Annotated in this window: 13 protein-coding genes; 5 read left to right on the forward strand and 8 right to left on the reverse strand. The window is 73.4% G+C overall.

Going from position 1 to position 15,372, the window contains the following annotated elements; genetic code table 11:
• Positions 1–16: 16 nt before the first annotated feature.
• Positions 17–1,162, reverse strand: coding sequence for a PP2C family protein-serine/threonine phosphatase (locus ACFXPL_RS09025; protein WP_384915022.1), 1,146 nt, complete (start codon positions 1,160–1,162; stop codon positions 17–19).
• A gap of 453 nt (positions 1,163–1,615) precedes the next feature.
• Between ACFXPL_RS09025 and ACFXPL_RS09030 the strand changes: the two genes are divergently transcribed.
• The 4 genes from ACFXPL_RS09030 (at position 1,616) to ACFXPL_RS09045 (ending at position 5,504) form a co-directional block, all read left to right on the forward strand.
• Entirely contained in the window at positions 1,616–2,029 is a 414-nt protein-coding gene (locus ACFXPL_RS09030) for an ATP-binding protein (RefSeq protein WP_384914874.1), read from the forward strand.
• Positions 2,030–2,287: 258 nt separating this feature from the next.
• The gene (locus tag ACFXPL_RS09035; RefSeq protein WP_384914876.1) at positions 2,288–3,877 is read left to right on the forward strand and encodes a PP2C family protein-serine/threonine phosphatase; all 1,590 of its coding nucleotides are present in this window, start codon (positions 2,288–2,290) and stop codon (positions 3,875–3,877) included.
• Positions 3,878–4,040: 163 nt separating this feature from the next.
• Positions 4,041–4,427 (forward strand): STAS domain-containing protein, encoded by a 387-nt coding sequence (locus ACFXPL_RS09040; RefSeq protein ID WP_384914879.1) that lies wholly within the window; start codon positions 4,041–4,043, stop codon positions 4,425–4,427.
• Positions 4,428–4,583: 156 nt separating this feature from the next.
• The gene (locus ACFXPL_RS09045) at positions 4,584–5,504 is read left to right on the forward strand and encodes an AEC family transporter (RefSeq protein WP_384914882.1); all 921 of its coding nucleotides are present in this window, start codon (positions 4,584–4,586) and stop codon (positions 5,502–5,504) included.
• A gap of 10 nt (positions 5,505–5,514) precedes the next feature.
• On the opposite strand, the gene ACFXPL_RS09050 is transcribed toward ACFXPL_RS09045, so the two are convergent.
• The 7 genes from ACFXPL_RS09050 to ACFXPL_RS09080 all read right to left on the reverse strand — a co-directional run bounded on the left by ACFXPL_RS09050 (position 5,515) and on the right by ACFXPL_RS09080 (position 14,094).
• The gene (locus tag ACFXPL_RS09050; RefSeq protein ID WP_384914885.1) at positions 5,515–7,380 is read right to left on the reverse strand and encodes an FAD/NAD(P)-binding protein; all 1,866 of its coding nucleotides are present in this window, start codon (positions 7,378–7,380) and stop codon (positions 5,515–5,517) included.
• Positions 7,377–8,417 carry a dipeptidase gene (locus tag ACFXPL_RS09055; protein ID WP_384914888.1) on the reverse strand — a complete coding sequence of 347 codons (1,041 nt, stop codon included), beginning with the start codon at positions 8,415–8,417 and terminating at the stop codon, positions 7,377–7,379. Before ACFXPL_RS09055 ends, ACFXPL_RS09050 begins: the two co-directional genes overlap by 4 nt.
• Before the next feature lie 77 nt (positions 8,418–8,494).
• Positions 8,495–9,295 carry an ABC transporter permease gene (locus tag ACFXPL_RS09060; protein WP_384914891.1) on the reverse strand — a complete coding sequence of 267 codons (801 nt, stop codon included), beginning with the start codon at positions 9,293–9,295 and terminating at the stop codon, positions 8,495–8,497.
• Positions 9,292–10,299, reverse strand: coding sequence for an ABC transporter permease (locus tag ACFXPL_RS09065; protein ID WP_384914894.1), 1,008 nt, complete (start codon positions 10,297–10,299; stop codon positions 9,292–9,294). Before ACFXPL_RS09065 ends, ACFXPL_RS09060 begins: the two co-directional genes overlap by 4 nt.
• A gap of 128 nt (positions 10,300–10,427) precedes the next feature.
• The gene (locus tag ACFXPL_RS09070; protein ID WP_384914897.1) at positions 10,428–11,576 is read right to left on the reverse strand and encodes an ABC transporter ATP-binding protein; all 1,149 of its coding nucleotides are present in this window, start codon (positions 11,574–11,576) and stop codon (positions 10,428–10,430) included.
• Positions 11,569–12,675 carry an ABC transporter substrate-binding protein gene (locus ACFXPL_RS09075; protein ID WP_384914900.1) on the reverse strand — a complete coding sequence of 369 codons (1,107 nt, stop codon included), beginning with the start codon at positions 12,673–12,675 and terminating at the stop codon, positions 11,569–11,571. The genes ACFXPL_RS09070 and ACFXPL_RS09075 overlap by 8 nt, the downstream gene beginning before the upstream one ends.
• A 117-nt stretch (positions 12,676–12,792) precedes the next feature.
• Positions 12,793–14,094 carry a peroxidase-related enzyme gene (locus ACFXPL_RS09080; RefSeq protein ID WP_384914903.1) on the reverse strand — a complete coding sequence of 434 codons (1,302 nt, stop codon included), beginning with the start codon at positions 14,092–14,094 and terminating at the stop codon, positions 12,793–12,795.
• 393 nt (positions 14,095–14,487) lie between these two features.
• Between ACFXPL_RS09080 and ACFXPL_RS09085 the strand changes: the two genes are divergently transcribed.
• Positions 14,488–15,354 carry a GntR family transcriptional regulator gene (locus tag ACFXPL_RS09085; protein WP_384914906.1) on the forward strand — a complete coding sequence of 289 codons (867 nt, stop codon included), beginning with the start codon at positions 14,488–14,490 and terminating at the stop codon, positions 15,352–15,354.
• Positions 15,355–15,372 lie beyond the last annotated feature (18 nt).

A 15,372-nucleotide genomic window follows, 5' to 3' on the forward strand; every position in this document is an offset into this window, starting at 1 on the left:
GGTTCGGGAGGCCGCGTCACCGGGTGTCGCCCCAGCCGAGGTGGAGTACGGCGACGTCGTCCGCGAGTCCGCCGTGCGGGGCGGCCCCTTCGGTCGCGCCGTCGACCAGCGCGTCCACGAAGGCCCGCGCGGGCAGTTCGCCGTGGAGCCGCGCGAGGCGCAGGAGGCCGTCCTCGCCGAGCCGGGTCGTCGGCCCCGTACGGCCTTCGAAGAGGCCGTCGGTGAAGAGCACCACATGGCCTCCGGGCGGTAGCGGGATGGTGGTCTCGGCCCAGCGGCCCGCGCCGGGCAGCAGCCCGAGGGCCATGCCGACCTGCGGTTCCTCCCAGCGGACCGTGGCGCCGTGGCGTACGAGCAGACCGGGGTGGCCGGCGCGTACGACGCGGAACTCGCGGCCGCCGGGCGGGAAGACCAGTGAGGTGACGGTGGCGAAGAGGTGCTGGTCGGACCGTTCGGCGACGAGGATCTCCTCCAGGAGCCGTACCCGGTCCAGCGGCGGTGTCCCGCACAGGACGGCGGTGCGCCAGGCGACGCGCAGGCAGACCCCGAGGGCGGCCTCGGCGGCGCCGTGGCCGGAGACGTCGCCTATCACCGCGTGGACGGTGCCGTCCTCGGTCTGGACGACGTCGTAGAAGTCGCCGCTGAGCAGGCCGTGGACGCGTCCCGGTTCGTACCGGGCCTTCGCCTCGAAGTCGTCGCCGCGCAGCAGGGGTACGGGCAGCAGGCCGCGTTCCAGCCGGGCGTTCTCCTGCGCCATCCGTTCGTTGGCGCGCAGGGCGGCGGAGGCCTGTTCGACCTGCTTGCGCTGGAGGGCGTAGCGGACGGCGCGGCTGAGCGCCTCCGGGTCGATGCGGCCCTTGACGAGGTAGTCCTGCGCGCCGGTCGCCACGGCCGAGAGCCCGGTCTCCCCCTCGGCCATGCCCGTGAGGACGACGATGGCGGCGTCCGGAGCGGTGCGCAGGATACGGGTGACCGCGTCGAGGCCGTGGACGTCCGGGAGGTGGAGGTCGAGCAGGACGCAGACGGGGGCGGTGCGGTCGGCGAGGAACCGCTGGCCCTCGGCGAGCGTCTGGCACCACGTGAGCGACCAGTCGAGGTCGCTGTCGGCGAGCATCTCCTCGACGAGCAGCGCGTCACCCGCGTCGTCCTCGACGAGCAGCATGACCGCGTCGGTGGCCCACCGGGAGTCGCGTACGACGGCGTGGGCGGTGTCCCGTACGGGCGTGCCCTCGCGCGGGGCGGGCGGGGACAGGGCTGTGGAGGTACGACCGCCCGGCACCGAACGCGACGAGAGGCCCACAGGCAACTCGACCACTTTCCACCCCTCTCACCCGGTGCCGCCGGTCACCCGGCGTCACCCCGGCGGGAAGCATATCGACATCCGGAGTGTCGTTCCGCACGTGGCGGGGGAACGCTCCCCCTGGAGAAGTTACGGCAAACCGGTGGGGTGGGACGGGGTGTTCCCGCACACTGGTTTACCGCACACCCGTCCACGCGCGGAGGAAACATGCGATGCTCTGCGCCGGGCGCGGGGCCGTGTGTGGTGTGTCACGGGGCCGACGCCGGGCAGGACTCACCGGCAGGGAAGCCAGAGCCGCGTACGGGGGGTGCGGGGATGACAACGGTGGACGACGGGGCGGACAACGCGGTGTCGGGGGCGCGGTCGTGGCTGGACGCGCGCCCGGCGGGTACGGCCGAGGCCCGCGCGCTGGCGCGCTCCTTCCTGGACGGGCACGCGCCGGGCGTACCGGAGCAGGCGGTGATCGATGTGCTCCTGGTGGTGTCGGAGCTGGTGACCAACGCCATACGGCACGCGGGCGGTGTGACGGGCTTCCGGATCTCGGCGGGGACCGGGGTGGTCGAGATCGCGGTGCAGGACGCGAGTTCGCGGCTTCCCGCGTTCGAGCAGCGGCGCGAGGAGTGGCTGCCGGGCGGCTACGGCTGGCCGTTGGTGCAGCGGCTGGCCGAGGTGACGGTCACACTCCTCGGGGACGGCGGCAAGCTGATCAGGGCGCTGATACGGCACTGAACGGGGCGCGAGGCCCCGGGTCCGGGCCGCTCCCGGCCTCCCCGTGGCCGCCCATGACATGCTGATGGCCCCTGGGTGACGGCCGCCCCGGGCCCCGGCCGGACGCGGGATTGCGCGCCGCGCGGCGGGAGGGGATTGTTTTCCCCCATGACAACGACGCACTCGAAGTAGTGAGAGGGTGAAGGGGATTCGTGCCGAGGCACGGCGTCCCACTATGTGAGGCATGCACCGAAGACCTCTTCCCCGACCGTCCCGGCCGTGGGCGATGTGGCCCTGGAGTCCTCCCCGCACCCGGTGATCGTGGCCGACAGAGCCGGTGTGGTCCGGCTGGCCAACGCGGCGGCCACCGCCCTTCTGCCCGGTCTCACGGCGGGTTGCGATCTCTCGCGCCGCGGCCCGCACTGGCTCGCCGAGGCGCACGCGGGGCGCGAACACACCGCGTACGGAGCCGTGGGCGCGCGCTCGTACCGGGCGCGCGGCGCCGAGACGGGCACCGGTGGCCTGACGACGTGGTGGCTCAGCGACGAGACGGACCACCGGGCCACGCAGCAGGCCCTCGACACGGAGCGGGAGCGCACCGCGTTCCTCGTCGAGGCGTCCGACCAACTGCTGTCCTCCCTCAACGCCCGTCAGTGCGTGGACACAACGGCGCTGCTCGCCGCCGCCCATCTCGCCGACGCGGCGGTCGTCGTCGGACCGCGTACGGGCCGCCGGCTGCCGCTCACCCACGCCGTGCGGGACGGCTCCGTCACGCACACGACGCTCAGGGCCGACCCGGCGGACGTGCCAGGACTGGCGGAGGCGCTTCAGGGCTTCCCGCCGGCGCCCTCGCGCCGGCTCGCCCCGGGGACCGCCCCCGCGTGGCCGGCGCCCGAGGGGTTCGGTGAGATCGGCTCGGTCGTGGTGACGCCGCTGCCCGGCAACGGGGTCCCCTCGGGCGCGCTGATCCTGCTGCGCCGGCCCGGCCGGTCCCCGTTCACGGAGGGCGAGGAGACCTTCGCCCGTATCTTCGCCGCCCGCGCGGGCGCGGCCATCTCGGGCGCGCTGCTCTTCGCCGAACAGTCCTCCGTCGCGGATCTGCTGATGCGTGATCTGCTGCCGCCCCGACCGCGCCACTACGACGGGGTGGAGTTCGCCGGGGGCTGCCGTCCCTCGCGCGACGGCCAGCGCGTGGGCGGCGACTTCTACGACTTCTACCCGGCCGAGCGGCAGGGCGGCGAGACCCAGGCCGTGCTGGGCGACGTCTGCGGCAAGGGGCTGGAAGCCGCCGTACTGACCGGCAAGATCCGCAACACCCTCCAGGCCCTGCGGCTGGTCGAGCCCGATCACGAGCGGCTGCTGAAGCTCCTCAACGGGGCCCTGCTCACCTCGCACCACACCCGGTTCGCGACGCTGGTGCTCGCCTCGGTGACGCGCCGGACGCACGGGGTGGAACTGCGGCTGACCAGCGGCGGCCATCCCGCGCCGCTGATCGTACGGTCGGACGGCACCGTGGAGGTGGCGCGGACCAGCGGCACCCTCATCGGGGCGCTGCCCGAGGTGTCCGCGCGGACGTTCCGTACGGTCCTGCGGCCGGGCGAGACCTGTCTCCTGTACTCCGACGGGATCACGGAGGCCAGGGGCGGGCCGTCCGGTGACGGCATGTTCGGCGAGGAGCGGCTGATGTCGGTCCTCGGCGAGTGCGCCGGCCTGTCGGCGGAGGCGGTCGTCGAGCGCGTCCAGACGCGCGCGACCGAGTGGGTGGGACCGGGCAGCCACGACGACATGGCGCTCGTCGCCGTCACGGTGCCGCGCCGCGACCGCCTCAGCGCGGCGGGAGGGCGCGGACCGGGCAGGTTCACCCCATGACCCGTACGCGCTCCGCTCCCGCGACCGCCACGGACGGCGTGAGCCAGGAGCACACCGCCCGGCCGCCGGTCCCTTCCCCAGGGCTTTCCCCAGGGCTTTCCCCAGGGCTTTCCTCTGGGTGTTCCTCAGAGTTTTCCTCCGGGCTCTCCTCAGGGCGGCCCCGATGACCGTCACACCGCCGGAACCACTGGCCGTCGTCGTCACCACACCGGCCTCCGACACCGTCGTGGTGCGGCTCGACGGCGAGATGGACTACGAGACGTCGTACGAAGTGATCGACACCGTACGGCAGTTGCTCCGTACCCACCGGGGCATGGCACGGCTGGAGCTGCACTGCGGCGGGCTCACGATGTGCGACTCCATGGGCCTCTCCGCGCTGCTGATGATCCGGCGTCTCGCCGAGTCCGACGGTGTGCGTGTCGTGCTGACGGAGCGCCGTCCCGCGCTGGAGCGGGTGCTCCACGTCACGGGCACCCTGGACCAGGTGAACGGGGCGGAGGGGGACGGGCGCGCGGAGAGCGCGCCGTCCAGCGACACCGGTCCCGGCTGAGATCGCCCGCCGTTCCCGCCGGCCCCGACGGGTCCGCACGGCGGGGTGAGCCAGCCCACGTTGACCTGGAGTGATGTTCCTCGGGAGGGTTGGCTGCATGACCCACCTATGTGCTCCGCCGCCGTCGTCCGCGCTGATCTGTGACGGGGACATGCCGTGCAAGGAGTACTGACCGGCTTCGCCGTCATCGCCGTCGTCATCGGGGTCGGCTACGTGATCGGACGGCGCAGGTATCTCGGCGACAACGGCCGTGAGGTGCTCACCAAGCTGGCCTTCCACGTGGCCACGCCCGCGCTGCTGTTCACCACCCTCGCGCGGGCCGATCTCTCGGTCGTCCTCTCCAGCCGGCTGCTGATCACGGCGATCAGTACGGCCGTCGCGGCCGGGGCCTTCGTGGCCGTCGCCCTGATCCGCCGCTGGGACCTCGGGCGCACCACGATCGGCGCGCTCTGCTCCAGCTATGTCAACGCGGGGAATCTCGGCATCCCCATCGCCGTGTACGTCCTCGGGGACGCCTCGCTCGTGGCGCCCGTCCTGCTCTTCCAGCAGCTCGTGATGACACCGATCGCCCTGACGGTGCTCGACCTCTCGCAGCCGGGCGAGAAGCTGCCGCTCTGGCAGCGCGTGACCACACCGCTGCGCAATCCGATCGGCGCGAGCTCGCTCTGCGGGGTCGCCGTCGCGGCCCTGGGGTGGACGGTGCCGGGTCCGGTGCTCGATCCGCTGCTCCTGATCGGCAACATGTCGGTCCCGGCCGTCCTGCTGGCCTTCGGGATCTCGCTGTGCGGCTCGACGCTGCCGGGGCGTGGCTCCGACCGCCACCCCGTGCTGCTCTCCGCCGCGCTGAAGTCGGTCGGCCAGCCCGCCGCCGCGTGGGCGCTGGGTTCCCTGGTGTTCGGGCTGCACGGCGCGGCGCTGCTCGACGTCGTGGTGACCTCGGCGCTGCCCGCCGCGCAGAATCTCTACACGTACGCCTCGCGCTACCGGGTCGCCGAACGGCTTGCGCGGGAGTCGATCCTGCTCTCCACGCTGCTGTCGGTACCGGTCCTGGTGGTGATCGCCGCGCTCCTCGGCTGAGGAGGCTCCCTCACGGCCGGCCGGCCGCCGCTCCGAGCGCGGAGCGGGCGATCGTGTCGGCCTGCCGGAACATCGCGGCGTTGCCGCGGGCCCGCGCGCCGATCGCGGTGTTCCACTCCACGCCCTCGACGGGGATGCCGAACGCGAAGAGGTGCGGATGCGGCCGTCCCGAGGCGTCGCGCACCCTCAGCTCCGCGGGGACGATGTCGAGCGCGCCGGTCGCGGTCGCGTCGTCCCCCACGCCCGCCCGGTGCGGGCGGGCCAGTCCGGACGTGACGAGCCCGGCCAGCAGCGGGTCGGCGGTACGGGCCAGGTCCTGGCCGGGCAGCCAGGCGTCCAGCAGGGCGCGGGCCGTGGCGGGCGGGCCGCCGGTGGTCGGGGAGAGCGCGGTGAAGCGGCCCGCCTCGCCGTCGACGGTGACGGTGGGGCGCGCGCCCAGGAACTCGACGACGCCCGCCTCGCTCAGCGCGATCAGCTCGGCGATCCTGCGGGCGGGCGGGCCACTGGCGACATGGGCGCCGTACGACCGGAACCACGCCAGTTCGGGGTGTGAGGCGCCGGTGAGCACGCCCGCGGCGACCACCCGCCGGACCTGCCCCTTCACCGCGGCGATCGCCGCCGCCGCGGCCTTGACCGGGCTCCGCCCCGGCGCGCGCGCCGCCGCCAGGTCCGTACGCATCCACTCGCGCGCCCAGCTCCCGAACGCGGCGCGGTCGGGGAAGGTCCGGCCGGCCAGCGGGGTGTCGAGGCCGAGCGCGTCGAAGCGGTCGGCGGGGTCGGGCACCCCGTCGGCGAGCAGTTCCGCCTGGGCGTCGGAGCCGTGGCCGGCCGCCGCGTACCGCTCCAGGAACGTTCCGGCCTCCATCAGGACCGCCGAGGGCCGGAGGCCGAGCAGGGTGCGGTACCACGCCGCGCCCGCCTCCTGGGCGATCAGCGGCCACACCTCGGTGCGGAAGCCGACCGTGCCCGGGGCGCGGGCGGTCAGCCGGGCGACCGCCGCCTCGTCGAAGAAGGCCAGGGTGTGTCCCGGCTCCATCCGGCCCGGTGTCTCGGCGCGCGCGAGATACGGCACGCCCCGGCCCGAGCCCGCGATCAGGCGCGGTTCGCGGCCCGAGGGGAGGTAGCGCAGCGCGCCGCCGTCCCCCGCCGCTTCGAACCGGCCGCCGCGGCCGGCGGTGACCAACGTGAGCTGGTCGAAGAAGTTGAGCGCGAGACCGCGTACGAGGACCGGCTCGGCCGGTTCCAGCAGGTCGAGCGGCGCCTCGTGCGGATGGCCCGGCGGCAGGTGGCGAAGTCCGTACCGCCCGGCGGTGGCGGTCAGTGTCCGTACCTCGTCCGAGGGCAGCTGGTCGGTGTGGCCGGTGGCGAGGACGGCGGCGTCGACGAGCAGGCGCGTCCCGTCGTCGAGCCGGAGCAGCAGCCGCCCTTCGGGGGCCTCGTCCAGCGCGACCGCGCGTCGCGGGTGCGGGACGATCCGGACGGAGGGGGCGGCGGCGAGGACGATGCGGTCGTGGGCCCAGGCGAGGTAGCGGCCCATCAGCGCGCGGGAGGGGAACTCCCAGGCTTCGGTGCCCGGTTCGTACTCGCTCGCCCACTGCGCGAGGGAGGGCCCGGTGGTCGCGGGCCCCGCCATCGTCACGGTCTCGTCGGGGAACGCGGTGGCGTGCCCGGAGAGTGTGTTCATGAGCAGGTGCCCGGACTGCCCGGGGTGCCAGATCCGCCCGGCGCCCGGCGGGTGCGCGTCCACGACGTGCACCTCGGCCGGGGTGCCCGCCCAGGGGCCCGCGGGGCCGAGGTTGGCCGTGAGGCGCTCCAGTACGGCGGTGCCGCGCGGCCCCGCCCCGACGACGGCGATACGGAGCGGGCGGCCGCTCACGCCGCGGTGTCCCAGATGTCGGTCAGCACACGGTGCATGTTACCGCCGAGGACCTTGGTGATGTCCTCGGCGGTGTAGCCGCGGCCGGCCAGCAGCTCGGTGATGCGGGGCAGGTCGGCGGGGGTGCCCATGCCCTCGGGGTGGATCCGGTCGAGGTCGAGGTCCTCGCCGACGATGGGGATCTCCGGGTAGAGCCTGCGCACCCGCGCCATGCCCTCGCGGGAGTACTTGCGCTCGTCGCCCACGTCCGTGCCGACGATGACGTGGTCGATGCCGATCAGCTCGACCAGGTAGTCGATGTTGTCGGCGAAGACCTCGGCGCCGGGGCGGCGGGTCAGCCCGTCGGGGGTGAGGAATCCTGACTTGGCGGCGAGGCCGAACACACCGCCGCGCGCGGCCAGTTCACGGGCGACGACATCGCTCTTGTTGCGCGGGCTGTCGACGAAGTGGGTCAGGCCCGCGTGGGTGACGAGGACCGGCTTCCCGGAGACCTCGATGGTCTCCAGCGTGGAGCGCTCGCCGGTGTGCGACAGGTCGAGGGCCACGCCCAGCCGGTTGGACTCCTCGACGAGGGCGCGGCCGAAGCGGCTGAGCCCGCCGTTGGCGGTCTCACCGCTGCCGTCCCCCGCGTAGTTCCGGTTCTGGTACGTCAACCCCATGAAGCGCAGGCCCAGTTGGTGGAGGGCTTCCAGCCGCCACAGGTCCTCCCCCACCGGCTTGCTGTCCTCGAACCCGGCGAACCACGCCACGCTGCCCTCGGTCTTGGCACGGGCGACGTCGTCGAGACCGTACGCCTGGAAGACCCGGCCGCCGGTCTCGGCGAGCCGGTGCCGCCAGCCGACGATGGCCGCCGCGGCGGCGTCGTACCCCTGGGAGATGGAGACCGCGTGGTTGATCGCCGTGACCCCGGAGACGGCGAGCTTGCCGAGGTAGGTCTCGTCGGCCCAGAGCAGCGGGGTGCAGTCGAGCGCGTTGAAGACGACGCTGTCGCGGTGCAGTGCGGTCGGGTCGAGGGGCTGCGCCGGGGTGGCGGGCACGGTGTTCTCCTTGCGACGGGTACGACGGGTGCGACGGGTGGGGCGTTCGGTCGGTACGTGGGAGGGGCAGGGTCCGCTCAGCCGGATCGCAGGGTGCGACGCAGCCCGAGTCCGCGTTCCACCAGGACGACCACGACGACGGAGAGCAGGACGAGCAGGACGGAGAGGGAGGCGACGGACGGGTCGCTGCGGTACTCGACGTACTGGAGTACGGCCACCGGCAGCGGCACGGTGTTCTGCCCGGACACGAACAGGGAGATGACGGTCTCGTCGAAGGAGAGCAGGAACGCGATGATCGCACCGGAGAAGAGACCGGACCTGATGGTCGGCAGGGTGATCCGCCAGAACGTGACAAGGCCGCTCGCGCCGAGGGTCCGCGCGGCCTCCTCGGCGCGCGGGTCCGCCGAGACCAGGGAGGCGGCGACCGTCCGTACGACGTAGGGGATGGTCACCCCGAGGTGGGCCAGGATCAGCCCCCAGTAGGTGTCGGTGAGCGGGATCGGCGCCAGGATCAGCAGCAGCGCGAGCCCGAGCACGATGTGCGGCACGAGCAGCGGCGAGAGGAAGACCGCTTCCAGGGCGGTGCGGCCCCGGAAGCGCAGCCGGGTCAGCGCGAGGGCCGCCGGTACGCCCGTGACGACGGCGAGCAGCGCGGTCACCGCGGCGGTGATCCCGCTGACCTTGAAGCCCTCACGGAAGGCGTCGTTGGCGAAGACCTGACGGTAGGCGTCGAGGCTGAAACCCTCGGGAGGGAAGCGCAGATAGGTGGAGGTGTCGAAGGACTCCACGAGCACGATGAGGATGGGCGCGAGGAGGAAGAGGTAGAGGACGGTCAGGACGACGGCCCACACGGCGCGGGACGGCCGGCGCGCGTTCATGAGCGGGCCTCCCTGGGACCGGTGAAGCGGGCTTCGAGGGCGCGCTGGGCCCACAGGTAGACCGCGATGACCACACCGAACACGGCGAGCAGCAGCATCGAAAGGACGGCCGCCACGGGCCAGTCGAGGCTGGTGATGGCCTCGTCGTAGATCTCGGTGGCCAGGACGAAGACCCGGCCGCCGCCGATGAGCCGGGGCGTGACGTAGCCGCTGAGGCTGAGGACGAAGACCAGCAGTGCGGCGGTGAGCACCCCGGGCAGGGTGAGCGGCAGCACGACGCGGCGGAAGACGGTGCGGCGGGGCGCGCCCAGGGAGGCCGCGGCGTGCTCCAGCGCGGGGTCGAGCCGGCCGAAGCCGCTGATCATCGCGAGGATGGCGAACGGCATGTAGATCTCCGTCGAGGCGATGACCACACCGGTGAGGTTGTTGGCGAGATGGAGCGGGCTGTCGATCGCTCCGATGCCGGTGAGCGTCTTGTTGATGACGCCCTGGCTGCCGAGGATCGCCATCCAGCCGAAGGTGCGCGCCACGGAGGAGATCAGCAGCGGAGCGATGGCGAGCGCGACGAGCAGGCTGCGCCAGCGGCTGGTGGTACGGGCGAGGAAGAGGGCCACCGGGTAGGAGACGAGGAGGGTGAACACGGTGACGAGGACACCGAGTTCGACGGTCTGCCCGATGACGTTCCAGTAGTGCGAGCTGGACAGCACCTCGCCGAAGGTGGCGAGGGAGAAGGTCTGCCGGATGAGACCGCCGTCCATCGACTCGTTGAACGACATGCGCACCACCCAGACCAGCGGCAGCGCGTACGTCAGCAGGAGCGCCAGCAGACCGGGCAGCAGCAGCGCGAGGGCGAGCCGGGCGGTGCCGCTCCGGCGCGGGGACGCCGCCGCGGGGGCCGGCGCCGGAGCGCCTACCGGCGACTTCGCGGGTGCGTGCGTCTCCGCGGGGATGTGCGTCCCCGTCGGTACGTGCGTCTTCGCGGCTTCGTGTGTCTCCGCAGGCACGTGCGTCTCCGCGGGTTCGTGTGTCTCCGCAGGCACGCGCGTCTCCGCGGGTTCGTGTGTCTCCGCGGGTTCGTGTGGCTCCGTCGGTACGTGCGTCTTCGCGGGTACGGAGTCGGGGTCCCCCGTCATCACGGGCCCTCCGGTCGGTCCGCGTCGTCCGGGCCCGTCCGGCCCTCGGCCACCAGCCGGGGGGCCGCCGGGTCCCAGGACAGCTCCACCCCGGCGCCGGGGCCGAACGGCTCCTGCGTCCCGGTGGGCCGTTCGACGTCCAGAACGGGCCCGTCGGTGCCGACGCGCACGCGGTACGCGACGGTCTCGCCCGCGTATCCGGCGGAGAGCACCGTGCCGCGCGCGCCGCCGCCACTGCCGCTGCCCGGCGCGGCGGGCGCGAGGGCGATCCGGTGCGGCCGCAGCATCACCGTGGCCGGACGGCCGGACTCCACGGCGTCGCCCGCCGCGGGGACGGTGCCGAGGCCGGGCAGGTCGACCGGCGTGCGGTCCCCCGCGCGGTCGCGTGCCGTACCGTCCAGCAGGTTGGCGCGGCCGACGAACCGGGCGACGAAGGCGCGCTCCGGCCGCTCGTAGATGTCCTCCGGGGTGCCGACCTGTTCGATCCGGCCCTGGTTCATGACGGCGACGCGGTCGGCCATGGACAGGGCCTCCTGCTGGTCGTGCGTGACGAAGACGGTGGTGACACCGGTCTCGCGCTGGATCCGGCAGATCTCGTCGCGCATCGCGGAGCGCAGTTGCGCGTCCAGGTTCGACAGGGGCTCGTCGAGCAGCAGCACGGCCGGCTCGACGACCAGCGCGCGGGCCAGGGCCACGCGCTGCTGCTGGCCGCCGGAGAGCTGGGCGATCCGGCGCCCGGCGAGGTGTCCGAGCCGTACGAGCGTGAGCGCGTCGTCGACACGGCGCTTCAGCTCGGCCTTGGGGATCTTGCGCATCTCCAGGCCGAAGGCGATGTTGCGGGCGACGTCCAGGTGCGGGAAGAGCGCGTACGACTGGAAGACCACGCCCATGTCGCGGCGGTGCACAGGGGCGTCGGTGATGTCCCGGCCGTCGACCCGTACCCGCCCGGCGGTGGGCGGGACCAGCCCCGCGATCATGCGCAGCGTGGTGGACTTGCCGCAGCCGGAGGGGCCGAGGACGGCGAGCATCTGTCCGCGTTCCACGGCGAGGTCGATGCCCCGCACGGCGGCGCCGTCCTTGCCCGGGTAGATCTTGGCGAGCCCGTCGAGCACCAGGTGCCCGGTGGCCGCCTCCGGCGCGTCAGCCACCGATGACCTCCTGCTTGATGCGGTCGACCCAGCCGGTGTAGCGCGTGGTGAGCCAGCGCCAGTCGACGGGTATCTGGTTCTTCTGCTGCTCGGCGGAGGCAGTGGTGCGCTCCCTGGCCGCCGGGGCCAGCTCGACGTCCTTGTTGACGGGCGCGTAGAACGCCTCGTCGTCGAACGCCTTCTGGGCCTCGGCACCGATGGCGTAGTTGATGAACTTCTGCGCGGCGGCGCTGTGCTGGGACTTGTTCACCAGGTTGATCGTGTTGACCTGGGTGACGGTGCCCTCCTTGGGGAGGACGGGCTGGACGACACCCTTGGAGGCGTCCTTGTAGTACTGGCCTCGGGCGTTCCAGCCGACGGCGACGTCCGCGTCACCGGACTGGATCGCGGTGTAGACGTCCGGCGAGGGCTGCCAGGTCTGGACGGCGGGCGACAGCTTCTTCAGCTTGTCGATCGCCGGGTCGATGTCCTTCTTGTAGTCGCCGCCGAGGATCTTCTCCAGGGCGATGATCAGGGCGACGCCGCGGGTGTCCGCGATGGGCATCGCCAGCTTGCCCTTGTACTGCGCGTCCCAGAGGTCGTTCCAGCTCGTCGGCGCCTTCTTGACGTTCTTGGAGTTGTAGAGGATCGAGAGGCTGTCGAAGGTGACGGCGGGGCCGTAGCCGTCCGGGCTCTTCGCGGTGTCGACGAGGTGCGTGAGGTTGGTGACCTTCGACGCGTCGATCGGGGCGAAGAGCTTCTCCTTGTTGGCCGTCGGGGCCACGGAGCTGTCCATGAGGGCGACGTCGGCGACGGGCCGGCCGCTGCTCGCGCGCAGCTTGGCCAGCACCTCGGAGGAGTTCTGGATGGGCACGTACTTGACCGTGATGTCGGGGTTGGCCTTCTCGAAGGGCTTGATCACGGTCTTGGTGAAGGAGTCCTGGAAGGTGCCGTAGAACCCCATGAAGGTGATGGTCTGCTTGCCCCCGGCGTCGCCGCCGCCCGCCCCGGAACCGGACGGGTTGGCGGCGTTGGAGGTGCAGGCCGTGGCCAGCAGCGCGGTGGTGGTCAGCGCGGCGGCGGCGGTGAGGGTGGTGCGGAAGGTACGGCGGGAAGGCATGGCGGTCTCCGGTCGGACGGATCGGAAGAGACGGGGAGTACGGGAAGTACGGGGTACGGGGAAGGGGCGACGGGCGCTGCGGGGACGACGTCGGGCCGGGGGCCACGGGGACGGCGGCTACGCGTCGCCTGTCCGTGGTGCGGGGACCGACGTCCCACTACAGGACTCCCGTGCGTCGGTGCGCGGGGATCCGGCGTCCGGGAACGGGGTGCCGGGAAGCGGGGTGTCCGGGTGGTGCGCGTCGCCGAGGACGAGCATCAGCCGGTTGGCCCAGCCGAAGAGCGCGACGGCGTGGACCAGGTCGGTCAGTTCGGCGTCGCCGAGCCCGGCGGCGCGCAGTGCGGCGAGGTGGCGGGCGCCGGCCGCCGGGGGCGTACGGGTCTGGGCCTCGGCGAAGCGGGCGACCGCGGAGCCGCGTGCGTCGGCGAGGGCGCCGTCCCGCGTACCGGCATCCGTTCCGGCCGGCTGCGTCGCTCGCGTCGGCTCTGTTGTTGCCATCGGCTCTGCTGTTGCCGGGGCGGTGAACGCGTCGGCCCCGTCGCGCAGGACGCGCAGCGCCCTCGCCTCGTCGCGGGAGAGCTGGGCGTACTTACGGCCGTGCACGGAGGCGCAGTACACGCACCCGTTGACCCGGGAGACCACCAGCGTCGCCAGCTCGCGCTCGGCACGCGGCAGGCCGCCGCGGCCGTACATGACCGCGTTGTAGACATGCGTCCGGTGGTCGAGCGCGGCCGGGTCGTGGAGCAGGGTGCGGTAGTACGGCGAGGCGGTGGAGAGCGTGGTGTGCGCGTCGATGACGGCGCGCTGCGCCGCGGTGAGCGCGTCCGCGTCGACGGCGGGGATCCTCGGCCGCCAGGTGAGCTGGTCGAGCGTGAAGGGCGCGGCGGACCCGGCGGGCCCGGCCTCGGGCGCGCCGGACTCCGGCTCAGATTCAGGCTCCGGCTCCGTGACGGGCGGACCGCCGGGCAGGCAGCCGGTCCGCGCGGCCTGGCCACCGGCCAGCAGCGCGAGCCCCGCGGCGACGCGCGCCTCGTACGAGACGAAGGCGCAGATCTGGGCGAGGGCGACGACGGCGGGCGCGTCGAGTCCCCGGTCGCCCAGTCGGGCCAGGAGGCCGGCCCCGGCCCGGTCCGGTGCGAGGGTGACGCGGTCGGTGAAGGCGAGGACGGCGGCGGTCAGCGCGGCGTCCCGTACCTCCCCGGCGGTGCGTCCGGGGGCCAGGTCGCGGTAGGCGGCGGCGAGGGCGGGCTGTCCGGCGAGTTCGGCGGCGCGGGCCGCGGCGGTGATCCGGAGCGCGGGGCCGAGGGTCCCGGGGAGCGACGGCGTGAGCAGGACGCGACGGGCGGCGGCGGTGTGCTCGCTGATTCCGGCGCGGGGCGCGGTACCGGCTCCGGCGTGCTGCCCGGTGTTGCGGCTCATGGTCCGTCCTCCTCACCTGTCGTCCGGGTGGGTCGTTCTTCGGCCCACCGTTCCTTCTGTCCACCGTTCTGTCCGCCTGATAAGACGCCTCCTGCGGGCAGGAAGTGAAAGTTAGCCCCGGCCAGGCGCCCGGCGCAAAGCCCTGTCCCTTCCCGAACAGCGCTGCTCGGACCCCTCGCGCGCCGGTACGGGGCCGCGTGCGGGCAGGCGCCTGATGCATCAGGTTCGGAGCGGGGCGTGGCAGACTGCCATGGGAAGTGGATTTTCAGCCGCACCTGATGCATCAGGCCATCGGCGAACCATCCGGAAGATCCGTTTCGGGTGGACTCCGGCAGGGGCGGTCCCGGGAAAACTTCTCACATGTCGAGACGTTGTCCAGAAGGTGAGACAGGGATGGCGATCGCCGCGTACCGGACGGTGGCGGAGGATCTACGGCGCCGGATCGACGAGGGCGAGTTCGCCCCGGGCGATCCGCTCCCCTCTCGCGCCGCTCTCGCGCTCCACTACGGCGTCGGCTCGAACGTCGCCACGGCGGCGGTACGGCTGCTGACCACGGAGGGCCTGGTCAAGGGACGCGCGGGGCGCGGTGTGTTCGTACGGGAGCGGCCCTCCTCCGGGACGATGGCCCGCTCGTGGACCCAGGAGCGGCTGCAGGGCAGGCTCGCGGTCACGGCGGGGGGCGGGGACGCGCCCGGCGCGGGCACCGGCCCCGTGGGGGTGCTCCCCGGGGCCGGTACCGGGGAGCGCGCCGTGCTCGACACCGGCGGTCCCAGCCCGTCCGGCTCCCCCGCCGACGACGGCCGTACCGTACGCGGCACCCCCCGTTCCACCACCGGCGAGGCCCCCGAGGGGATCGCCCGGCGCCTCGGCGTCCCCGCCGCGGAGCCGGTGATCCGCAGCGAGTACCTGCTCACCCGGGACGGCAGACCGGCCATGCTCTGCGTGAGCTGGGAACCGCTCGGCATCACCGGCGGCACCCCCGTCTCGCTGCCCGGCGCCGGTCCTCTGGCGGGCAGCAGCGTGGTGGCGCGGATGTCGTACATCGGCCTCCAGATCACCCGCTCCACCGAGACCGTCACCGCGCGGACCGCCACCCGCGCCGAGGCCGACGCCCTCGATCTGACGCCCGGCGCGCCCGTCGCCGCCATCGAGCGCACGTACTTCGCCGGGGAACGCCCGCTGGAGACCGCGGATCTGGTCGTCCCCGGCGAGCGCTTCCGGCTCGCGTACGAGATCCCCGCCGAGCCCGCCGGCGGCTGAGCACACCCCGGGGCGCGC

This window comes from Streptomyces sp. NPDC059092 (assembly GCF_042756365.1).
Taxonomy (GTDB): domain Bacteria; phylum Actinomycetota; class Actinomycetes; order Streptomycetales; family Streptomycetaceae; genus Streptomyces.